This window comes from Enterococcus sp. AZ048 (assembly GCF_051715125.1).
GTDB lineage: Bacteria > Bacillota > Bacilli > Lactobacillales > Enterococcaceae > Enterococcus_A > Enterococcus_A gilvus.
Map to the genome: position 1 here is coordinate 456,392 of NZ_JBIOTD010000001.1, position 20,670 is coordinate 477,061.

18 protein-coding genes are annotated in these 20,670 nt (G+C 45.0%); 11 read left to right on the plus strand and 7 right to left on the minus strand.

What is annotated here, in order from left to right; translation table 11 throughout:
• Window positions 1–39: 39 nt before the first annotated feature.
• The 6 genes from IGI66_RS02360 (at window position 40) to dagF (ending at window position 4,797) form a co-directional block, all read left to right on the plus strand.
• A complete protein-coding gene (locus IGI66_RS02360; protein WP_438847360.1) occupies window positions 40–447 on the plus strand; it encodes a PTS sugar transporter subunit IIA in 408 nt (135 codons plus the stop codon).
• Window positions 448–459: 12 nt separating this feature from the next.
• Window positions 460–957, plus strand: coding sequence for a PTS system mannose/fructose/N-acetylgalactosamine-transporter subunit IIB (locus IGI66_RS02365; RefSeq protein WP_438847362.1), 498 nt, complete (start codon window positions 460–462; stop codon window positions 955–957).
• Between the two features lie 315 nt (window positions 958–1,272).
• A complete protein-coding gene (locus IGI66_RS02370; protein WP_431380446.1) occupies window positions 1,273–2,025 on the plus strand; it encodes a PTS mannose/fructose/sorbose/N-acetylgalactosamine transporter subunit IIC in 753 nt (250 codons plus the stop codon).
• The gene (locus IGI66_RS02375) at window positions 2,025–2,876 is read left to right on the plus strand and encodes a PTS system mannose/fructose/sorbose family transporter subunit IID (protein ID WP_162787333.1); all 852 of its coding nucleotides are present in this window, start codon (window positions 2,025–2,027) and stop codon (window positions 2,874–2,876) included. Before IGI66_RS02370 ends, IGI66_RS02375 begins: the two co-directional genes overlap by 1 nt.
• Window positions 2,877–2,893: 17 nt before the next feature.
• Window positions 2,894–3,985 carry a DgaE family pyridoxal phosphate-dependent ammonia lyase gene (locus IGI66_RS02380; protein ID WP_438847365.1) on the plus strand — a complete coding sequence of 364 codons (1,092 nt, stop codon included), beginning with the start codon at window positions 2,894–2,896 and terminating at the stop codon, window positions 3,983–3,985.
• Between the two features lie 62 nt (window positions 3,986–4,047).
• The gene (dagF, locus tag IGI66_RS02385; RefSeq protein ID WP_438847367.1) at window positions 4,048–4,797 is read left to right on the plus strand and encodes a 2-dehydro-3-deoxy-phosphogluconate aldolase; all 750 of its coding nucleotides are present in this window, start codon (window positions 4,048–4,050) and stop codon (window positions 4,795–4,797) included.
• A gap of 104 nt (window positions 4,798–4,901) precedes the next feature.
• On the opposite strand, the gene IGI66_RS02390 is transcribed toward dagF, so the two are convergent.
• Both IGI66_RS02390 and IGI66_RS02395 read right to left on the minus strand, forming a co-directional pair.
• Complete coding sequence (locus tag IGI66_RS02390; protein WP_438847369.1) at window positions 4,902–5,702, minus strand: alpha/beta hydrolase; 801 nt, start codon at window positions 5,700–5,702, stop codon at window positions 4,902–4,904.
• Entirely contained in the window at window positions 5,674–7,266 is a 1,593-nt protein-coding gene (locus IGI66_RS02395; protein WP_314577162.1) for a PucR family transcriptional regulator, read from the minus strand. The genes IGI66_RS02390 and IGI66_RS02395 overlap by 29 nt, the downstream gene beginning before the upstream one ends.
• 120 nt (window positions 7,267–7,386) lie before the next feature.
• Between IGI66_RS02395 and fdrA the strand changes: the two genes are divergently transcribed.
• From fdrA to IGI66_RS02420, 5 genes are all read left to right on the plus strand, one after another.
• Complete coding sequence (gene fdrA / locus IGI66_RS02400) at window positions 7,387–10,380, plus strand: acyl-CoA synthetase FdrA (protein ID WP_438847371.1); 2,994 nt, start codon at window positions 7,387–7,389, stop codon at window positions 10,378–10,380.
• A gap of 14 nt (window positions 10,381–10,394) precedes the next feature.
• Window positions 10,395–11,333 (plus strand): carbamate kinase, encoded by a 939-nt coding sequence (gene arcC / locus IGI66_RS02405; RefSeq protein ID WP_438847374.1) that lies wholly within the window; start codon window positions 10,395–10,397, stop codon window positions 11,331–11,333.
• 50 nt (window positions 11,334–11,383) lie between these two features.
• Window positions 11,384–12,709 (plus strand): citrate transporter, encoded by a 1,326-nt coding sequence (locus IGI66_RS02410; RefSeq protein WP_394371529.1) that lies wholly within the window; start codon window positions 11,384–11,386, stop codon window positions 12,707–12,709.
• Between the two features lie 60 nt (window positions 12,710–12,769).
• Window positions 12,770–13,993: an amidohydrolase family protein gene (locus IGI66_RS02415; RefSeq protein ID WP_431378436.1), complete on the plus strand. Its 1,224-nt coding sequence runs from the start codon at window positions 12,770–12,772 to the stop codon at window positions 13,991–13,993.
• A gap of 70 nt (window positions 13,994–14,063) precedes the next feature.
• Window positions 14,064–14,915 carry a DUF2877 domain-containing protein gene (locus IGI66_RS02420; RefSeq protein ID WP_438847376.1) on the plus strand — a complete coding sequence of 284 codons (852 nt, stop codon included), beginning with the start codon at window positions 14,064–14,066 and terminating at the stop codon, window positions 14,913–14,915.
• A gap of 43 nt (window positions 14,916–14,958) precedes the next feature.
• Here IGI66_RS02420 and IGI66_RS02425 read toward each other — a convergent pair whose 3' ends face one another.
• The 5 genes from IGI66_RS02425 to IGI66_RS02445 all read right to left on the minus strand — a co-directional run bounded on the left by IGI66_RS02425 (window position 14,959) and on the right by IGI66_RS02445 (window position 20,657).
• Window positions 14,959–15,729, minus strand: coding sequence for an ABC transporter permease (locus IGI66_RS02425; RefSeq protein WP_288227991.1), 771 nt, complete (start codon window positions 15,727–15,729; stop codon window positions 14,959–14,961).
• Window positions 15,722–16,639, minus strand: coding sequence for an ABC transporter ATP-binding protein (locus IGI66_RS02430; protein ID WP_086306129.1), 918 nt, complete (start codon window positions 16,637–16,639; stop codon window positions 15,722–15,724). Before IGI66_RS02430 ends, IGI66_RS02425 begins: the two co-directional genes overlap by 8 nt.
• Window positions 16,640–16,910: 271 nt before the next feature.
• Window positions 16,911–17,819, minus strand: coding sequence for a phosphate acyltransferase (locus tag IGI66_RS02435; RefSeq protein WP_438847379.1), 909 nt, complete (start codon window positions 17,817–17,819; stop codon window positions 16,911–16,913).
• Between the two features lie 17 nt (window positions 17,820–17,836).
• A complete protein-coding gene (locus IGI66_RS02440; protein ID WP_367377570.1) occupies window positions 17,837–19,024 on the minus strand; it encodes an iron-containing alcohol dehydrogenase in 1,188 nt (395 codons plus the stop codon).
• Window positions 19,025–19,283: 259 nt separating this feature from the next.
• A complete protein-coding gene (locus tag IGI66_RS02445) occupies window positions 19,284–20,657 on the minus strand; it encodes an aldehyde dehydrogenase family protein (RefSeq protein ID WP_438847381.1) in 1,374 nt (457 codons plus the stop codon).
• Window positions 20,658–20,670: the final 13 nt, after the last annotated feature.

Genomic DNA, 20,670 nt, shown 5'->3' on the forward strand with positions numbered 1-20,670 from the left:
CTTTATAAAGAGTGTAAACAATTTACAAGGAGTGAGGGTATGGAAAAAGAGCCGATTTTAATCTTAACTCATAACGGTTGGGGCTTGGAACTTTTGAAAAGTGTACAAATGATCGTTGGACAAATCAGCAATGTCCATGAGGTAGCTTTAAATGCTGAAGATTCTTTACCAGATTATTTGGACCGCGTCAAAGGGCAGATTGACCAATTAAAATGGACGGACAAATTATTGATTTTAACGGATATCAAAGGTGGAACACCAAGCAATGTTGCGTTGCGGTTGTCAAAGGATTATGAAGTCGTAACAATTTCAGGATTGTGCGCATCGATGTTATTGGAGGCAGTAATGAAGCAAGAAGCGGGTGGTTTTACTCGTGAGGTGGCACAGGATATCCACACGGCAGTCGTTGATAGTTGTCAGATATTGGAATTACCAATCAAACAGTAAAGGATGAGTAAAATGTCAAAAATCGTATTAGCTAGAGTAGATAGTCGCTTGATCCATGGTCAAGTAGTTACTAAATGGCTGCAACAATCAGCAGCCAATGAAATTGTCGTAGTCAGTGATGAATTGGAGCAGGATGAGTTTCTGCAAAGTATTTATTTAATGGCCGCACCTCCAGGAGTAGAAGTAATTATCAAAGGAACTGAATCTGTGAAAGCATACTGGGAAAATGAGGCCTCCGCGAAGAATACGAAGGTGCTGTTCTTAGTGCCTGATCTAACTACATTAAGAGAAATGGTTGAGACAGAAGTCATAGCAGAAGCTATCCAGGTTGGTGGATTAGGCGGTGGTCCCAATCGGAAAAATGTTGTGAAAAATATCAATCTATCCGAAGAGGATGTGGAGATCTTAGAAGGCCTTCTAGCAAAAGACATGGAGGTATACTTCCAAGCGATCCCTGAAGAAACACCAGTGCCGATCCAAAAATTAATCGAAAAATATAAATCATTATAAATCGAACTTATTTTTCTGAAGGGAAAATAAATACATTAATAAGAAAAAGGATGCCAGTTGTCAGTTCTACTTCTTGCTTTAGCAAGACTAGTAGAATGATATGTCATCGAATTTAAGGATAAATTTACTAGAAATTTATTTCATTTATTTTGAGATTACCTAACTTTTCACAGTTTGCTTGATACGAAATGAAAACAAAAGTTCAGAACAAATAAATGATAAAAAACCTAGTTAGATGGTATACGGCTTGAAAATCGAACTTATTTTTCTGAAGGAAAAATAAATACATTAATAAGAAAAAGGAGTGTTTGAATTATGGGTGTTTTAGGTATTTCAATCGTGATGGGGTTGTACTATTGGTTTGCGCGCCTGCGTTTTGGTTACACCTTCTCAGGAATGCTTTCCCAGCCACTTTCGGCGGCGTTGATCGCGGGAATAGCGACAGGTAAATTAGCAGAGGCGATGGTGATTGGTGCAGGGATTCAACTCGTTTATCTAGGAGTGACATCTACACCAGGAGGAAATGTCCCGAGTGATCCGGCACTCGCTTCAGCAATTGCGATCCCAATTGCATTAGGCGTAGGCATGAACGCAGAAGCGGCGATTGCTTTAGCTGTGCCCTTTGGCGTATTGGGCGTATTCATGGATCAGCTTCGGCGGACGGTCAATGCGACTTGGGTCCATATGGCAGACAAATATGCGGAGGATTTAAATTATTCAGGGATTTATCGTGCAGCATTTCTCTATCCTGCAATGGCTGGTTTTGTTATTCGTTTTCCGCTCGTATTTGCTGCGAATTTCTTTGGTCAATCGATCGTCACTCAGATTTTAGATGTGATTCCAACATGGCTGATGCACGGCTTTGAAGTGATGGGTGGTATCTTGCCAGCGCTTGGATTTGCTTTAACGATTATGGTAATCGGTAAGAAGCACTTGATTCCTTATTTCTTGATTGGATTTGTAGCAGTTGTTTACTTTGGTGCAGAAGTGATGGCCGTAGCAATTATTGGTATCTGTATAGCATTCTTGGTTAGAAACAAAGCATTAGATGAGGAGGCGGCGGCATAATGGAACAAATGACAGAAAAAAACGAACAACAATTAGAACAAAAGAAAATTACAAAAAAAGAGTTATCACGTTCTTTTTGGATTTATCAATTGGGTTGTGAGCTTTCTAACTCCTATGAACGTCTGCAAAGTTTAGTCTTTTGTGCTTCCATGATCCCAGCCGTCAAAAAGTTGTATGCTGATGATGAGGATGCGCAAAGAGAAGCATTGAAGCGCCATTTGAACTTCTTTAACACAGAAGGAACGATTGGTTCATCTATTCAAGGAATCGTTATTGCGATGGAAGAAGAAAAATCAAATGGTGCGGCTATCACTGACACGTCAATCACGTCAATCAAAACTGGACTAATGGGACCTTTAGCAGGAATCGGAGACTCGATCATTTGGGCTGCAGTGATGCCGTTGATCATTTCGATCTTCATTCCGATGGCTTCAAACGGAAATGCAATCGGGGGAATCGGACCGATCGTTATCTATACAGCGGTGACGATGTATATCAGTTGGGTATTGATCAATAAATCTTATACGTTAGGTCGTAATTCGATTTTGAGTTTGTTGAAGGACGGTAAGATCAAGCAAGTGATTTATGCGGCAAATGTTTTAGGAATGATGATGATGGGTGCCTTGAGTGCAAGTTATGTCAATATTACGAGTCCAATGAAGTTCAAGGTCCCTGGAGGTGCGACGATTATTTTGCAAGATATTTTTGATCAAATCGTTAGAGGACTGCTCCCATTGACTGCGGTATTTGCTATTTATTTCTTTATGGTTAAAAAAGGGCCGAGATATGGCATCATTATTGGGACGATCGTCGCAATCAGTATCGTGGCATCATTCTTCGGACTATTATAAAAAATGAAGGTGTAAAAATGATTAGCATTGAAAAGTTTGGTTTGAAAGAAGTGATCAACGCTTCTGGTCGAATGACGATTTTAGGGGTTTCGAAAGTATCTGAGCGTGTTATGGAGGCTCAACGATTTGGCGGAGAACATTTTTTTGAGATGAGCGAGTTGATGATTCGAACTGGGGAATATCTCGCAAATCTACTCAAAACAGAAGACGCACAAGTTGTTTCTTCCGCATCCGCAGGCATTGCCCAATCTGTGGCAGCCATTATTGGAAAAGGGGATAGTTATCATGTTTATCATCCTTATACGTCTAGAATAACTAAAAGGCAAATCGTTATTCCCAAAGGGCATAATGTGGATTACGGAACCCCTGTAGAGGTCATGATCCAGCAAGGCGGCGGAACAGTAGTTGAGGCGGGGTACGCCAATATGTGTTCTGCCGAACATTTAGCAAGTATGTTGACTGAACAAACGGCGGCCATTTTGTATATCAAAAGCCATCATACTGTTCAAAAAAGTATGCTGAGTGTTACTGAGGCAGCAGAAGTGGCTAAGAAGCATCAAGTTCCTTTGATTGTAGATGCAGCGGCTGAGGAGGATCTTTTCAAGTACAGTCAAGCAGGGGCCGATTTAGTGATTTATTCAGGAGCCAAAGCAATCGAAGGACCTAGTGCAGGTCTTGTTGCCGGAAAAAAAAATTACGTGGAGTGGGTGCGACTCCAGAGCAAAGGGATCGGCCGATCAATGAAGATTGGGAAGGACAATGTTTTAGGTTTTACCCAAGCAGTCGAAGATTATTTAGCGCATGGAAGTGAATCTGGCGAAGCAATGAAGCAGCGGCTGCGTCCGTTTATTACAGCGGTGAATCAAATGGACGGCTTAGAAGCAAAGATCGTACAAGACAGTGCGGGCCGCGATATTTTTCGAGGAAGTGTCAAAGTGACTGGGAAAAAATCAGCGAAAGAAGTGATTGCTGAACTGAAAAAAGAAAATCCTGCCATTTATACCAGAGAATATCAAGCAAATAACGGAATTATTGAATTCGATGTTCGGTCTGTAAATGAGCAAGAACGCGATAGGATATCCCAGCGGTTAAAAGAAATTATGGAGTAAGAGATTGACTGAATGTGGATAGAGTTGAAAAAATAGAGTGAATTGGAAAAAGGGGATAGATCATGTCATTAAGTCCAAATTATTTAGAGGATCGCATTTGTTTGAATGTACTCGCGAACTCGGTTCAAAATGCAAAAGAATGTTACGAAGCAGCAGAAGGTCATATCGTCTTAGGTGTTTTGTCGAAGAAATACGACACGGACGAGGCGGCAGTGACCGATATGAAGCTTTATCAAACAGTGACAAATAATGCCTTGTCAGTGGGATTAGGAGCAGGGGACCCAAACCAAAGCCAAATGGTTTCGCGAATATCCGCGATTTTACAACCACAGCATGTCAATCAAGTGTTTACTGGGGTAGGGACGTCCAGAGCACTTTTAGGACAAAATGAAACGGTTATAAATGGACTAGTTTCACCAACTGGAAAGGTTGGATATGTCAATGTTGCGACAGGACCATTGAGCGCTCAAGCACCTGAAGGAATTGTCCCGATAGAAACAGCGATCGAATTGTTGAAAGATATGGGCGGTAGTTCGTTGAAATATTTCTCTATGAATGGATTGGCTCACAAAGAAGAGTATCAAGCAATTGCAGAAGCTTGTGCCAACTATGATTTTAACTTGGAGCCAACCGGCGGAATCGATTTAGAGAATTTTTCAGAAATCGTTCAAATTGCGGTAGATGCAGGGGTTAAAAAGATCATCCCCCATGTCTACAGTTCGATCATTGATGCAAAAACAGGCGATACGAGATCAGAAGATGTTCAGACTCTCTTTAAAATGATGAAAAATAGTCTCTATTCAAAAGAATGATTGGTAAAAGTATCTTGATCAAATAGAAAAATCTGTGATTAAAAAATCTCTCTGAATGTTTGTTTCAGAGAGATTTTTTTGTTTGTAATCATTGATTAGTGATGTTAAAAGGTATCCAACCATTCCTCCAACGTATCCAACAGGCGTTGTACCTCGGGTTTTTCTATGTCTTTCAGGAAATCGTGGTCCAAGTAATACAGGGGAACAAAGCGGCTGTTCGGGATGCTGCGAGCGAGAGATTTGCTGTAGCGAAAAGGAATTTCTTTGTCCGAAGTGCTGGCCGTACTGAATGTCCTTGGGAAGTGTTCTAGTGCTTCTTTTGTTAATGCAAACTCAGCCAATGTCTCTATGCCATAGTATTCTGGAAGCAAGTGCTGCTGGACCGCATAATGATAGAGCAGGTAACGAGACAGCGAAGGGTCATCTTGGATAGGACTCTTTAAGTCGATTCCTTCGATTTGTTTGGCTTCGATTTTTTGTGGAATCAACTCGCGAGGGTCATCGATAAATTGCAGGTCCGTGTAGCCGTAAAAATTGACTAAGAAATGTGGCGATACATGGGCTTTTTGTAAGTATTTCGTTAGATGAAGCATCAGAAAACTACCGGCAGAGCGGCCGCAGATACCAAAGGGTCGGTCTTTTATGATCGTATCCAGCAGGTAGCTGACTGTTTTCTCTAGCGCCTCAAGGATTTCTTTCAATGAATGATTGGGTGCCAATGGATAATCTAAGGCAATCACGGAGTAGCCTTTAGTCAAAAAGCGTGTTTTTAGGTCCGTAGGGAGATCGCTTTTTGATCCATAGACCAGTCCGCCTCCGTGGAGATAAAGAACAAAGCGATTGTTTTCTGGAGATTCATACAGGTCGATGGTTCCATTAGGTGTCGAGTGTGTGCTTTTTTTCATGGGCGTTTTTCCTCATCTTTATAATATATGTTCCTACTTCATGGTTCATTACTTGGAGCGGATCGGTTAGGTCGATCGCCAAAAGGTGTTCGATTTTATTTAAACGGTAACGGATCGTTTTTGAATGAAGAAACATCGCTTCTGCGGTTTGCTTATAGTTTCGATTGTTGCGTAAAAACTGATAAAACGTTTCGAAAAGTTCGAAATTTGATTGGGATAAATGCAGCAGATTTTCAGGGACGATGTCGTCGATGGCTTGGAGCTGCTCCGTACGCACAAAGTGTCGAAAAATGCCGATGTCTGCTAGACTGACCACCGTGTCTTGATAAAATTCCTCACTGAATCGTAAGATGTCCAAACACTCCATCAAAATTTCTTTTAAGTCATTTCTTTCTTTCAAACTGCTGATAACAAACGTCGTCGTCGGCTGAAGCTCAAGGATTTCTGCAAGCAATCGTTTTACGCTGGCTTTTGAAATTTCATTTTTTTGATCAAAGTTAAAGAGAATCAGAGAATAATTGTGGTGGTCAAAAAAGATCGAATCGGGTTTTAGCCTCTTCAATAGATTGAGTGTCTTGTCTTTCAATAATTTCATGCTGGACTCTTTGGTTGAAAAAGCGACTGCTTGATAGTAACGATGGTGGTTCATGGACGCTTCTTGCAGCAAACTTTCCAACTCATCTGGATTATTTGGTGTATTTTGTAAGATGGCATCTGCGAGATTGTTCAACCGTTCATAGCGTTCCTTTTTTAGTAAGTATTCTGTATTGAATCGTTCTTGCAGAACATCGATCGTATTCTCAATGATCACCAAGTCTGTCTCCTTGACCTCAGGCTGCTCTAAGTAGACCAGCAACAAACAATGGCTGGAGTAGGGATTGAATAAGCTAATCTCTAACGCCGTTTGATTTTGGCTGCGTTCCTGAGAGAAAAGCGTCAGCAGCGTATAGTCATTTTTAGTGAACTCACCGCTCGACAAGCTTTTCCGATCAAGGACCACGGGGGCTTTCGGAACGTCGCCAAAAGTGATCTCCAATTGATGATCGAACATTTTCAGGCTGCAGGGAGACTGAAAAAGAAGGTAAAACTCTTCCATGATTTTCTGTAGGGAAGGATGGTGGCGTTCCAATTGTGTGAAGCGCTGGCGGACTTCATAGTAGGTCCTCAATACATGCGTTTGATGGTTCAATAATGGCTCGTAAATGGTCAGCAAGATTTTTTCATAGCTAACGTCTTGTGCGATCTTGATCAGTGGGATCTGATAGCTGAAGGACAATTGAATGACCCATTCAGGAATGATCTTGATCAAGCGATCCATTTTGACGACCAAGCCGCTTACACCGATTTTCTGCATTTTATAAAAGAAATCTTCCAGATCTGCTTCTGAAATACCATTGAAGGCGTAAAAGGAAGTAAGGATCAATTGATTGCTTTTACTCCATTGCTCGATGTCGAGTGCCTCCAAGACCATCGCGGACGCTACTTCATTGTCCAGACCGATCTCCTTCGTAAGAATCTTACAATTTCTTAGCTCTCCTATAGTCAGTAATTCTTTTAATTTCATCGAATTCTCCTTTTTGCCTCTTTTGGATAAAAAGCATAGCTTCATTTTAGAATATCGTCTGATGAAAACGCAATCTTTTGGATTTAAAATGAAGATGTTGGAAGAAAGGCAGGGAATAAAATGTTACATACGGTTATTTTAAAGAACAATTATCAAGATTCGATCAATTTGATGTTGCTGACGAATCGAATCAATGACTTAGAGACGGTTACGATGAGTCAAATCATGATGGGAACAAATGCAAATAAAGACATTTTAAATAATACAAACCTTTTAACGGAAGAGGCAAATGCGGCTTCACCCAATGACCTGATGATCGTTGTGGAAAGCGACCAGGCGGCGATCATGGATCAAGTCCTGCCTGAGGTCGAACAATTTTTATCAGATCTGTCTTCAAAAGGGAGCGAGGAACAAGCGCAAGTCGCAACGACGTGGCAGGAAGCGCTGGATGCCATGCCCGATGCCAATATGGCTCTTTTCAGTATTCCTGGTGAATACGGGGCAGCGGAAATGGAGACGGCCTTAAAAAAAGGCCTGCACGTCTTTTCTTTTACAGACAATATTCCGGTTGAAGAGGAAGTACGATTAAAACAATTGGCCCATGAAAGAGGTCTGTTGATGATGGGGCCAGATTGTGGGACAGGTATTCTTTCGAGTATCCCGATCGCATTCACGAATGTCGTGGCACCAGGAAATATTGGGGTTGTCGGGGCATCTGGAACGGGGATTCAAGAGGTGACGACGATCATTGACCGTTTAGGAAATGGGGTCGTCCATGCGATTGGAACGGGCGGGCGCGACCTGAGCGACAAAGTGGGAGCGATTACCGTCAAGGATGCGATCGTTGCTCTGGAAAACCATGAACCGACGGACGTGATTTGTGTGATTTCTAAGCCGCCCGCAAAAGAAGTGCGTGATGAAGTCGTACAGCTTTTACAAAGTATCACGAAGCCAGTTGTCGCGATCTTCCTTGGTGAAAAACCGGAAGCTCATGAAGGAAAAGTCTATCTCGCTCATACACTTGAAGAAACGGCGAAAATTGCCGTTGATCTCGCGAACAATGCCTCCGTGAAAGCCAATTATTTTGAAGCGGTGACGCCACCAGAACGAACAGTTCCAGAGGGAAAAGTGATTAAAGGCTTGTATTCTGGCGGAACATTGGCCGCAGAGGCAGGCATGCTTATCTCAGAGGCGTTGGGATTAGAAGGACTGGTCAAAGAAGAAGGCTATATCCTGAAATCACAGGGCTATGACATCATTGATTTAGGCGACGATATTTATACTCAAGGAAAACCTCATCCGATGATCGACCCTGAAGTACGCGTAAAGAAAATTAAAGAGTATGCACAAGATGCCTCTACGGGAATTCTATTAGTAGATATCGTATTGGGGTATGGCGCCCATGAAGATATGGTCGGCGCGTTACTGCCCGCTATCAAGGACGCACAAGAACTAAATCCTGAGCTTCAAGTGGTCGCGACCGTCGTTGGGACAGACAAAGATCCGCAAAATTATCAGGAGGCGGTTCAGCGATTACAGGAGCAGCACGTATTGGTTGCCGAAAGCAATGCCAAGGCCGTGCAGCTTGCCCTGCGTCTAAAAGGCATTGAATTAACAGAGGCGGATAAGCCGGTCGTTCCTTATCAAGGAGAAACGATCGCGATTCCCTATGCCAGTCCAAGCGTAGCAGAATTACTGAATACGAAGCCGCGGGTGATCAATGTCGGTCTTCAAAGCTTCAATGAATCGATCCAAGCCTTTGATGGCAAGTCGATCCAGTTCAATTGGAAACCACGGGCTGGCGGAAATAAAAAGATGATCCATATTTTGAATGCATTAGAAGAGCACGCGGATAAGATCGAGAAAGAAAATCAACAGGTCATGGATAAAATCAAGAATGCACAGCCTTTCTTGACGGATGTTGTTCCAGCAAAAAATGTGATCCCGGAATTAAATGAAGTGCAAAAAACCTTACTACATGCTGGACCGCCTATCACGTGGGAGGCGATGACGGGTCCAATGAAAGGCTCTGTCGTCGGTGCGGCAATTTTTGAAGGTTGGGCTGAGAGTGAAAAAGAAGTCCTCGCATTAGTAGAAGCAAGAGAGATTCGCTTTATTCCTTGCCACCATGTTCATGCGGTCGGTCCGATGGGCGGTATCACGTCTGCCAATATGCCGGTATTCGTTGTTGAAAACCGTTTGGATGGCTCAAAGGGCTACTGCACGATGAATGAAGGAATCGGAAAAGTCCTACGCTTCGGCGCCTTCTCCCAAGAGGTGGTAAATCGCCTGAATTGGATGAAGGATGTGTTGGGGCCGACTTTGTCAGGCGCTCTGAAGCAAAGCGAGAATGGATTGAATTTAAGTGTCTTGATCGCGCGTTCGATCACGATGGGAGATGAATTCCATCAACGAAATTTTGCGGCATCATTGAACTTCTTGAGGGAGGTCGCTCCTTTGATCGTTTGTTTGGAGATGGACGAGAAGGACAAGCAGGAGGTCATGAAATTCTTGGCGGATACGGATCAATTTTTCTTGAACATCATGATGGCTGCGGGAAAAGCGATCGTTGACTGCGCACGAAAAGAGGCGAAAGGGACGATCGTCACCACGCTTACGAGAAACGGGGTTGATTTTGGTGTTCGTATCGCCGAGACACAGGATCAATGGTTCACGGCACCCGTGAATCTGCCAAAAGGCTTGTATTTTACTGGTTTTTCTGAAGAGGATGGAAACCCGGATATGGGAGACAGTGCTATCACTGAAACAGTAGGCGTTGGCGGAATGGCTATGGTGGCCGCTCCAGGTGTCACTCGTTTCGTTGGTGCAGGCGGGTTCCAGGATGCCTTATTGATCTCAAATGAGATGGCAGAAATTTGTGTGGGACAAAACCCAGCATGGACGATCCCGACATGGGATTTCCGAGGAACGTGTCTCGGGATCGACATTCGCAAAGTCGTGGAAACGGGGATCACACCATTGATCAATACAGGAATCGCTCACAAGGAAGCCGGAATCGGACAGATCGGTGCGGGAACAGTTCGAGCACCTTTGGCCTGTTTCGAAAATGCGCTAGAGGAATATGCGCACTCTTTCGGCATAAAAACGGAATAAGAAAGGAAAAATACATGGGATTAAATGTGATAGCTTTAGGCGGAAATGCCATTTTAGATACCATTCCAACTGACGAGGGACAAAAGGAGGTCGTACGCAAAGTCGCGTCAGATATTATCGAATTCATTGCATTAGGAGAACAAGTCGTTATCTGTCATGGGAATGGTCCACAGGTCGGGAATCTGCTGATCCAGCAAAAAGCGGGAGACTCAGAAAAGACCCCTATGATGAAGCTGGATTCCAATGTGGCGATGACAGAAGGCAGTATCGGCTATTGGATTCAGCAAGCGGTCCAAAACGAATTGCAAAAGAGAAACATTCAGAAATCTGTCGTTAGTGTCATCACACAAGTAGAAGTGGACGCGAAAGACCCTTCCTTCGAAGAACCAACGAAACCCATCGGCCCGTTTTATACAAAGGCGGAAGCAGACGAGAAAATGGCGGCTGGAGATGGCACGTATCAAGAGGATTCAGGGCGCGGGTATCGCAAAGTCGTTGCGTCACCAAAACCAAAGCGGATCGTTGAAAAAGAAGCGATCTTGTCCTTGGTGGATTCGGGGATCATTACGATCTGTGTTGGTGGCGGCGGGATTCCCGTGATCAAAAACGAGCAGGGAGAATACGAAGGGGTCGAAGCGGTCATTGATAAAGATTTGTCTGCCAACCATTTAGCAAAAGAAATCAAGGCAGATCGTTTAATTATTTTGACGGGAGTTGATAATATTTACATCAACTACAATCAACCGAATCAAAAGAAATTAGAAAAGCTGACGATCGCAGAAGCCAAGCGCTACATCCAAGAAAATCAATTTCCAGCGGGAAGTATGCTGCCTAAAGTAGAATCGGCGATTGATTTTGTTCAGGAAAGTAAAAAACGTGAAGCTGTGATCACCTCGATCGAGAATTTAAGCAATATCGTAGATGGTTATGGAACAAGGATAAGTTGTTCATAAAAAATGTGAGGAGTATAGCGATGAAGCGAAAAATAACGTTCTTTTTATTGATGTTGCTGATTGGCGCGACATCAGGAATCAACGCATACGCTGCTGAGGCTTTGGATAAAGTAACTGCACCGACAGGTTTTCAAGCCTTATTGGTCATTGTCCCGTTGATCTTAGTATTGGTATTGCTGTTTTTGAAAGTAGATATGATCATTGCCGGGTTGGTTGCAGGTGTCTTAGCCATGGTGATCGGAGGGATCAGCTTGGCCGATGCCAATGCGCAATTATTAGAGACGATCCCTTCTATGTTGAGCATCACTGTCCCAATCATCAACTCAGCGATCGCCATGGCTGTGTTTAAGGCAGGAAGCTATTCTGCCGCATTGACGTTGGCGAAACGCGGAACAAAAGGAAAAGTGGAATATGTCTCTGCTTTTATTGTCATCTTGCTGGCGGCTGCAACGTATATGTCGGGGATCGGCGGCGGAAGCGCCATGGTTATTGCTCCCTTGGCATTTGCTGCAGTCGGTGTCGTACCTGAGTTGATCGCGGCAATGTCGCTTTCAGCAGCCGTGTCATTTACAACGTCTCCAGCTTCATTAGAATCAAGCATCGTCTCTAAATTAGGCGATGTCAGTGTGAGTGATTATGTATCAACGATGCGTCCTTATTGGTTGCTGTTTGTAGTTCTGGCAATTATTTTGGCTTTTTGGGGAACGAAACGTCGGAAGATCGGTTTTAAAGAATCTGCCGATGATGTCTTTGATAAAAAAACAAATGGCGAATTGTTCAAATTGACGTTGCCTGCGATCTTTTTACTGTTTGCAGTCATCTTTGGACCCATCGTGAATGAGCTGATCGGTTTCACACTCTTCACGCCGTTGGTCTATATGGTCTTGACGTTGGCGTTAGTATTTATTTGTACAGATTTCACCATGAACCAATCGGTCGAAGCAATGGTAGATGGCTCGACGTATATCTTGACGCGCTTGTTCCAAGTAGGAATCTTCTTAGCCTTCATCAACGTGATCGCTCAAACAGGCACCTTTGCGGTAATTGCGGGAGTGGCTCAGAACGCGCCAGAATTTGTCGTGGTCCCTGTGGCGATCCTGACAGGTGTGTTGATCGGGGTGCCGGCAGGAGCGTATGTAGGGTCCGTCTTGACCTTAGTACTGCCAGTAGCCGTATCCTTAGGGTTCCCGCCGTTGGCTTTAGGCTTTGTGACGATCGGCGTAGGCTTGGGCAGTCAAATGAGTTTCGTAAATATAACGATGCAGGCCTTATCATCCGGCTTCCAGATTCCTATTCTGGATGTCGTAAAGGGCAATATCAAGTGGTTGAGCATGGCGTCTGTCTTACTGTTGGTCATTGGCTTGATCTTTGGTTAATGGGACGAGTGATACTTAAAAAGATAAAAATAGATTCTTAATTAGACAAGGAGTGGGAAAATGGATTTATTAATCAAACAGGCAAGACTCGCTGATGGCGAAGAATTGCAGGATATCGCCATCGAGAATGGGAAAATCACAGAAATTGCGCCGCAAATCAACGGAACAGCGAAAGAAGTCATTGAAGCTGCGGGGCGTGTGCTGATTCCCGGATTGGTGGAAAGCCATATCCATTTAGACAAAGCATTGATCGCGGATCGTGAACCGAACAAATCTGGAACATTAAAAGAAGCGATCGAGGTAACGGCGAAGCTGAAGCCGACGTTTACGGAAGAAGATGTGTACACCCGTGCCAAAGAAGCGCTGGAAATGATCATTCGCCGTGGTGCAACAGCGGTGAGAACACATTCAGAGTTTGATCCGGCACAAGGATTTACTGGCTTCAACATGATCATGAAGCTTAAAGAAGAATACAAAGATCGGATCGATATGCAAGTCGTAGCCTTTCCTCAAGAAGGCATCTTCAAAGCTCCTGGAACGGAAAAAATGATGTATGAAGCAATGGACATGGGGGCAGACGTGGTAGGGGGAATTCCTTATAACGATGCACCTGCCAATGAGCATATTGATCTGGTGTTTGAGATCGCGAAGAAATATGACAAGGACATTGATCTGCATCAGGATTTTGCTGATGAAGCGGACGACACCTCGATCGAGTATCTCTGTGATAAGATCCTTGAGGAAGGCTATGAAGGACGCGTTTCGGTAGGACATTTGACCGCATTGCACGCGATGCCGAAGGAACAATTGGATCGTGTGATCGATAAGATGGCAAAAGCCAAGATCAATGTGATGCCATTACCGGCAACAGACCTTCATCTCGGTGCACGCAATGATGAATACAATGTTCGTCGAGGGGTGACACCGATTCGTAAATTGCGCGACGCGGGTGTCAATGTTTGTTTAGCAACAAATAATATCCGTAATGCGTTTACTCCGTATGGCAATGGCGACTTGATTCAAATCGCGATGTTGGCGATCCCTGTAGGACATTTAGGCGGGGCGGATGATTTACCGACGGTGCTGCCGATGATCACTGAAAATCCAGCGAAAGCGTTAGGCTTGAAGGATTACGGGATCGGTGTCGGGAAAAAGGCCGATTTGATTTTATTGGATACAAAAGTAAAAGCCAATGCAATCATTGATGTGCCAGAAAGATTGTATGTGATCAAAAATGGTCGTGTGACAGTAAAAGTAGACCACCACGTGTCCATCATAGAGTAGAATAGAAAGAAAAGGCAGGAGCTTCTTCTGCCTTTTTATGGATTATCTGAGAAGGGAAGGAGGATCGGCTATGAAACCTAACGCAGCACGCATCAGCACGTATTTGCTGCCGATAGATCGTTTCGGTACGGTGGGAAAAGTACACAGTGTATTCGATCAGTCGTTGAATCTGAGTGTCAAGGATCAGCTGATCAATCTGACCGCCTCAGGAGAATTCTTATCTAGTTTTGGTATTCAGCTTTCTCAAGAAACGTTTCGCCAGTTCCGCCCCTTTTGTCAGCAAGGCAATGTGGTCAAACTCGCTGAAGATTCAATCACGGTCTATGATGCTTCAGGGGTCAAAAAGGTAGTTTTCTCTGAAGTCCTTCCTGTCTCGCTGAAGGTGAGAGCGATGGTCTATGAAGGAAGCGTCCTTGAACGGTTAAAACGGGTTTTATTAGAGGAACAATTAGAAACACGGTTAGGACTGGTTCTTGGAGAAAAAGAGCGCGTCTATAGTGAATTTCTCAGGAATCCCGGTCAGGAGTCCTGCGATTGGCACGAGCTGATCACCTATTTTGTCGGAAGGGGAAAAGGGCTGACACCTAGCGGAGACGATCTTCTGATGGGGTACTTATTTATGCTTCGGTCGTACGAGCATCCCTTCCTGGATAAGTTGACAGAACCGCTTGCTGCGGCGCAAAAGCGGACAACAGACGTGAGTGGGAATTATCTAGCAGCGATGCTCTCAGGCTATGCCAGCTCTCCCTTCATCGCGTTGCAACAGGCCTTGCAGCGGGAACACTCTGAGGCTGAGTTGGCTTCTGTCGTGGAGGGCTTGCTGGCGATCGGACATACCTCCGGCAGTGATACCTGTTATGGCCTGCTTCTAGGTATCGAGGCGGTACAAAACTACAAAAAAGAACTGGATGCGAATCATTGATTCGGCACATCCAGTTCTTTTTTATTTAGCTTTTCTATTTTACTTAGCTTCTTAATCCGCGTCCGCGATCGATCAGATACCAGCAGACGCTATATAGAACAACGATAAACAGGACTAAGATCGACAGCGAGACAACGATCGATACATCCATGACACCGAGGAAGCCGTAGCGGAAGCCGGAGATCATGTAAACGATCGGATTGATCTTTGATACGCCTTGCCAAAAAGGCGGCAGCATCGAAATCGCGTAGAAAACACCGCCAAGGTACGTTAACGGCTGTAACACAAAGGTTGGTACGATCGAGACATCATCAAACGATTGAGCGAAGATCCCATTCAGCAAACCTGCTAATGAGAATAGGATCGCTGTCATTAGTAGCGTAACGACGACGATCACCCAAGAATAGACATGCAGCGGCACAAAGAAGAGTGAGATGATGGTCACGAGTGTCCCCACCAAGACGCTGCGGCCGACACCGCCTGCGACGAACCCCCAGATGATGATGTGGGTCGGAACCGGAGCGACAAGGATCTCTTCGATGTTCTTCTGGAATTTCTGAGAGAAGAAGGAAGAAGAGACATTTGCATAAGAGCTGGTGATCGCAGACATCATGATCAGGCCGGGCACGATAAATTCCATGTAGGAAAAGCCCGCCATGTCTCCGATCCGTCCGCCGATCAAGTTTCCAAAGATGACGAAATATAGCGACGTGGTGATCACTGGCGGCACCAGTGTCTGCACCCAGATTCGCAAGTAGCGATTGGTTTCCTTAGCTGCCAAACTTTTTAGGGCAGTGAGATAAAGATTAGACATGATTTTCCTCCGTGATCTTCAGGAATAGTTCTTCTAAGCGGTTGGATTTATTCCGCATAGAAAGGACCTTGATTCCTTGGTTCGTTAATTGTTCAAACAGTTCGTTGATCCCTTGATCCCGCACGACTTCGACTTCAAGCGTCTGCTCGTCCGCAAAGGTGTGCTTGAACCCATTGATCGTTGGTTGCGTGTCGTAGGGTTCTAAATCGAAGATAAAAGTTTCGAATTGTAATTTTGCCAATAAGGATTTCATACTGGTGTTTTCGATCAATTCTCCTGATTGGATGATTCCGATGTTGCGGCAAAGCATTTCTGCTTCTTCTAAATAGTGGGTCGTCAAGATGATCGTTGTTCCATTTTCGTTCAATTCTCTAAGGAACGTCCACATTTCACGACGCAATTCGATATCCACGCCAGCGGTTGGTTCATCCAAGATCAACAGCTTCGGTTCATGCATCAGTGCACGTGCGATCATCAAACGACGCTTCATCCCGCCTGAAAGCATCCGTGCTCGAACGTTGCGTTTTTCCCACAAGTCGGATTGCTTCAAGTATTTTTCACTGCGGATCATGGCTTCTTTACGAGGAACCCCATAGTAGCCCGCTTGGTTGACAACGATCTGTTGGACGGTCTCGAAGGGATTGAAGTTGAATTCTTGCGGGACTAAGCCAATCTGCTGCTTCGCCATAACGAGCTGCTTGTCTAGATCGTAGCCGAAGACGCTCACGTTGCCGGAGGTTTTGTTGACTAAAGAAGTGATGATGCCGATCGTGGTCGATTTTCCAGCCCCATTCGGTCCCAATAAAGCATAAAAGTCGCCTTCTTCAACGACGAGATCAATGCCTTTTAGCGCTTCAACGCCTGTCGCGTATCTTTTTTTTAGGTCTTTTATTTCTAATGCATTGGTCATGTATTCCGCTTCTCCTTAATTTCTGTGATTCCCCTATTTTATCATTGATTTTGGGGAACACAAGTTTTAAAAACGAGAAGAGGGTGCTGGTATTCATTAAGAGGCGGACTTCATTTGTGAAAGGAGCCTTTATTTAAAAACTTACGCAAGGATGAAGGGAAAGAAATCTCTTTATGATCATTGATTTGGAAGGAATCAGACTTACTGAAATCGGTAGTAAAAACACAGAGAAAGCCAGAAACACATATGGAAAAGTGTTTCTGGCTTTCTTTTATTGTTCTTTTGCTACTGCACAGGCGGCGAGGAGCGAGCGGTATTTACCAACGACGGGTGTTCCTCTGGAGGTAACGACGATCGGGATGCCTGCGCCTGATGCTAAGGCGATGGTACGAATATTAGGAACGAAACGTCCCAAGGCTTTGATCAGTATATTTCCGGTGGCGATAGATGGAACGAGCAAAATATCCGGATCTCCGGGGACGACCCCTTGATAGCCCTTTAATTTTGCAGTTTCTGCATTTAAGGCGATGTCAAAAGAAATCGGCCCTTCCACTACACAATTCGTAATGGCACCTGCTTCGTTCATGGCTTGCAAGGCGGCTGCATCAACGGTATCAGGCATTTTTGGATTGACAAATTCAACGGTCGATAACGCAGCGACCTTTGGACATGTATACCCAGCCGTGAGCAGCAGGTCGACAGCGTTTTGAATGATCGCGGCTTTTTGCTGCGCGTTTGGAGTGATCATGATGCCGCAATCAGTGAGCAGGAGCAATTTGTGGTAGCCAGGAATTTCAACGATCGAAATATGGGAGATCGTTCCACCTTTATTTAATCCTTCCTCTTTGTTGACGATTTCCTTCAGCAAGGTCCCTGTGTTCAACATACCCTTCATGATAAAGTGGGCCTTTTTTTCTTTGACCTGCTGCACAGCGAGTTTTGCCATCGCTGTTTCGTCCTCTTCATTGATTACCGCAAAGTTTGAAAAGGCAGGATCAATGGTAGTCAGCTTTTCTTTAATCCCTGTTTCTAAGCCGATGAGGATCGGGAAAATGGCACCGTCCTTTTCTGCTTGGTGGACAGCCTCCAAGGTATGAAAATCATCTGCGGCGGCGACCGCGACATGCTTACGTCCTTTGCTTTTAGCCGATTCGTAAAATGCTTCGAGCGTTTGGAACATCACAGCACCTCCTTTACTTAGGCTACCGGTTCCTGATGGATCGCGCGATGAATCTCATAGGTCCGGTCGATGATCCATTTTGCGTCTTCGTCTTCGAGAGGCCGTGGTGTGGTCTTCGTCATCACATCGGATTTTGCCCGTTCAATGATTTGATACAATTTTTCTGGTTCTGGTTCATATTCATCGATGCTCTTCAAGCCCATTTCCATTGCGAGTGTAGCGATCGCTACGCCGATTTTTTCAGCGATTTCTTTTGGAGAATCCGTTTGCGCAACGTCAATCTCAAACAACTCAGCGATCCACTTGATTTCATCAGGTTTCACTTCGCTGACAAATTCCAAGACGGCTGGAGCAAAAAGTGTGACGGCATTGCCGTGAGCGATAGGGTAGGCGCCGCCCATCGCGTGGCCAAAGGAATGGATCAGACTGCAACTGGCGCCTGTGATGATCATCCCGCCAGTTACGGCAGCGCCCATCATGTGTGCCCGTGCCTCAATGTCTTTCCCATCTTCAACGACTGAACGAATACTTTTACGGAATAGCCGGACCGTGCTTTCGCATTGGTATTTGGTATACAGCCCAGCATATTCAGAAATGAAGCCGTCTAAAGCGTGCATCAAGGAGTCGAAACCTGTGGTTGCAGTAATATATGGCGGCACGCCTACAGTTAGTTCAGGATCAAGCAAGGCTTGAGAAACCAGCAGCCCAGGTCCGCCGACCACTTTTTTCGTTTTAGTCGCTGTGTCGGTAATAACACCGCCGATCGTGGATTCACTGCCTGTTCCAGCGGTCGTAGGGATCGCGATCAGGAAAACACCAGGGTTTTGCGGTAAGACGCCATAATATTGGTCGATCGTTCCTTCATTTCGTAAAAGCAGGCTGATGCATTTTGCCGTATCGATGCTGCTTCCGCCGCCAAGTGCGACGATACTATCGATTTCTTCTGCTCGAGCGATCTCTGCAATGGCATTGACAGAAGTGTCAGGCGGATCTGCTTGAATACTGTTGTTTTCGATCAATTCGATGCCGGCATCGCGGATATATTGTGCAATCTGTTTGCTGATACCGGTGCTTTCAATCCCTTTATCATAAAGCAGCATTGTCTTTTTCGCGTCCGCTTCCACCAATCGCTGGCCCACTTCTTTAGAGATACCGATATCAAAGAAAATCGGGGGAATCGTTTTAAACGGTCTATGAGGTAACATAGTAGATCATCTCCTAATTCGTATTTTAGTAGTCATTTTTCCAAGGAAAAATGAGTTTTATGCTCATCACGCATATCCTTCCACTAAACGTGTTCAGCAACGATTTTGTATGGAACTCGTGAATTGTTTGTTCGCTAGATTCGTTGTCAAAGTGGAACGGACATCCTAATTCGTATTTTGGTAGTCATTTTTCCGAGGAAAAATGAGTTTTATGCTCATGCATACCTGCTGTTAAATCGGCGATTGTACTAGGGGCTCGTTAGTCTTCGAATACTTTTTCTGGGTCTAAAGGGGCGACATCGGGAATGACGCTAGAGACTCTGGTGACGTTCATCAAGTGATGATAGGTCAAGTTTTCGGAGATACTGTTGTTGCCCCACGAGCCGCAGCCTAATGAGATCGTTGGTTCTAACCCGTTGTTGATGGGTCCGCCTGATGCGGAGGCGCCGCCTTGATTGACCATCACGCGACCAACAGGCAGTCGTGCACCGGCGTGGCGGATGCGTTCTTGACTAGTTGAAAAGAGTGTGGCTGTGTGCCCGGCACCTTCCATCAGTAGGTTTGTCCGTGCCCATTCGACGGCATCTGCGAAGTCTTCGTAAATGCGGTAGCGTACGACGGGGCAAAGGATCTCTTTGGCTAGAGGCTCATCTTTGCCTGCTTTTTCTACTTTGAACAGCAGTAATTTGGTTTCTTCGGGTACGCCTTCGATACCGACTGTTTTGGCTACGGAGGCGGCTGGGTGTCCAACGATCTCTAAGTTCTGATGGCTGTCTACAAAGGCCTTCTTACGGAATTTATCGATCGTTGCTTCGTCGTCGAAAATGGCGGCGCCTTGCGCTTTGAACGCAGCTAAAACGGCATCTGCGATTGTTTTCGGAATGTAAATGGTTTGGTCCCCTGTGCATGGGAGTCCCAGATCATACGCACGGTTGAAAATGACGGTACCGACTGCGGTATCAATATCCTCTAAAGAATCGTCAAAAAGCGTTTGAACGTTTCCTTGACCGACACCGAATGACGGTCGGCCGCTGGAATAGGCTGCTTTTACCATGCCGAATCCGCCGGTAGCGACAACGACGTCGACTTCCTTCATCAATAAGTCCGTCAACTCGATCGTCGGCTCTTCAATTGACATGACGAGATTTTCAGGGCCGCCGGCTGCGATGATGGCTTCGTTCATGAGTTGGACCGCCAGAGCAGTACATCTTTTGGCTTTCGGGTGTGGAGAGACGATGATCGAATTTCCGCTTTTTACAGAGATCAGGGCATTGTGAGTCGCTGTCGTTGTAGGATTCGTGCTGGGAGTCAAGGACCCGATCACCCCCATCGGTTTTGCGTAGGTCAGTAGGGCCAATTCCTCGTCTTCTTTAATGAGGCCAGTTGATTTTTTTCCCTTTAGGAAATTCCATTGATTGACGGTCAAGGAGATGTGTTTTGTGATTTTGTTTTCTGCGGTTCCTAAGCCGGTCTCTTCGTGGGCTTCTTTGGACAAGCGTTCTCGGTTATCGTAGATCGTCTTTGCCATTCCTTTGACCATGGCGTCTAGCTGTTCTTGATCGAATGCTTCAACGACTTGCTGCGCTTTTTTTGACTTTGCGACAATTTCTTTTATAAAGGTTTTTGCTTCCATTGTTTTCTCTCCT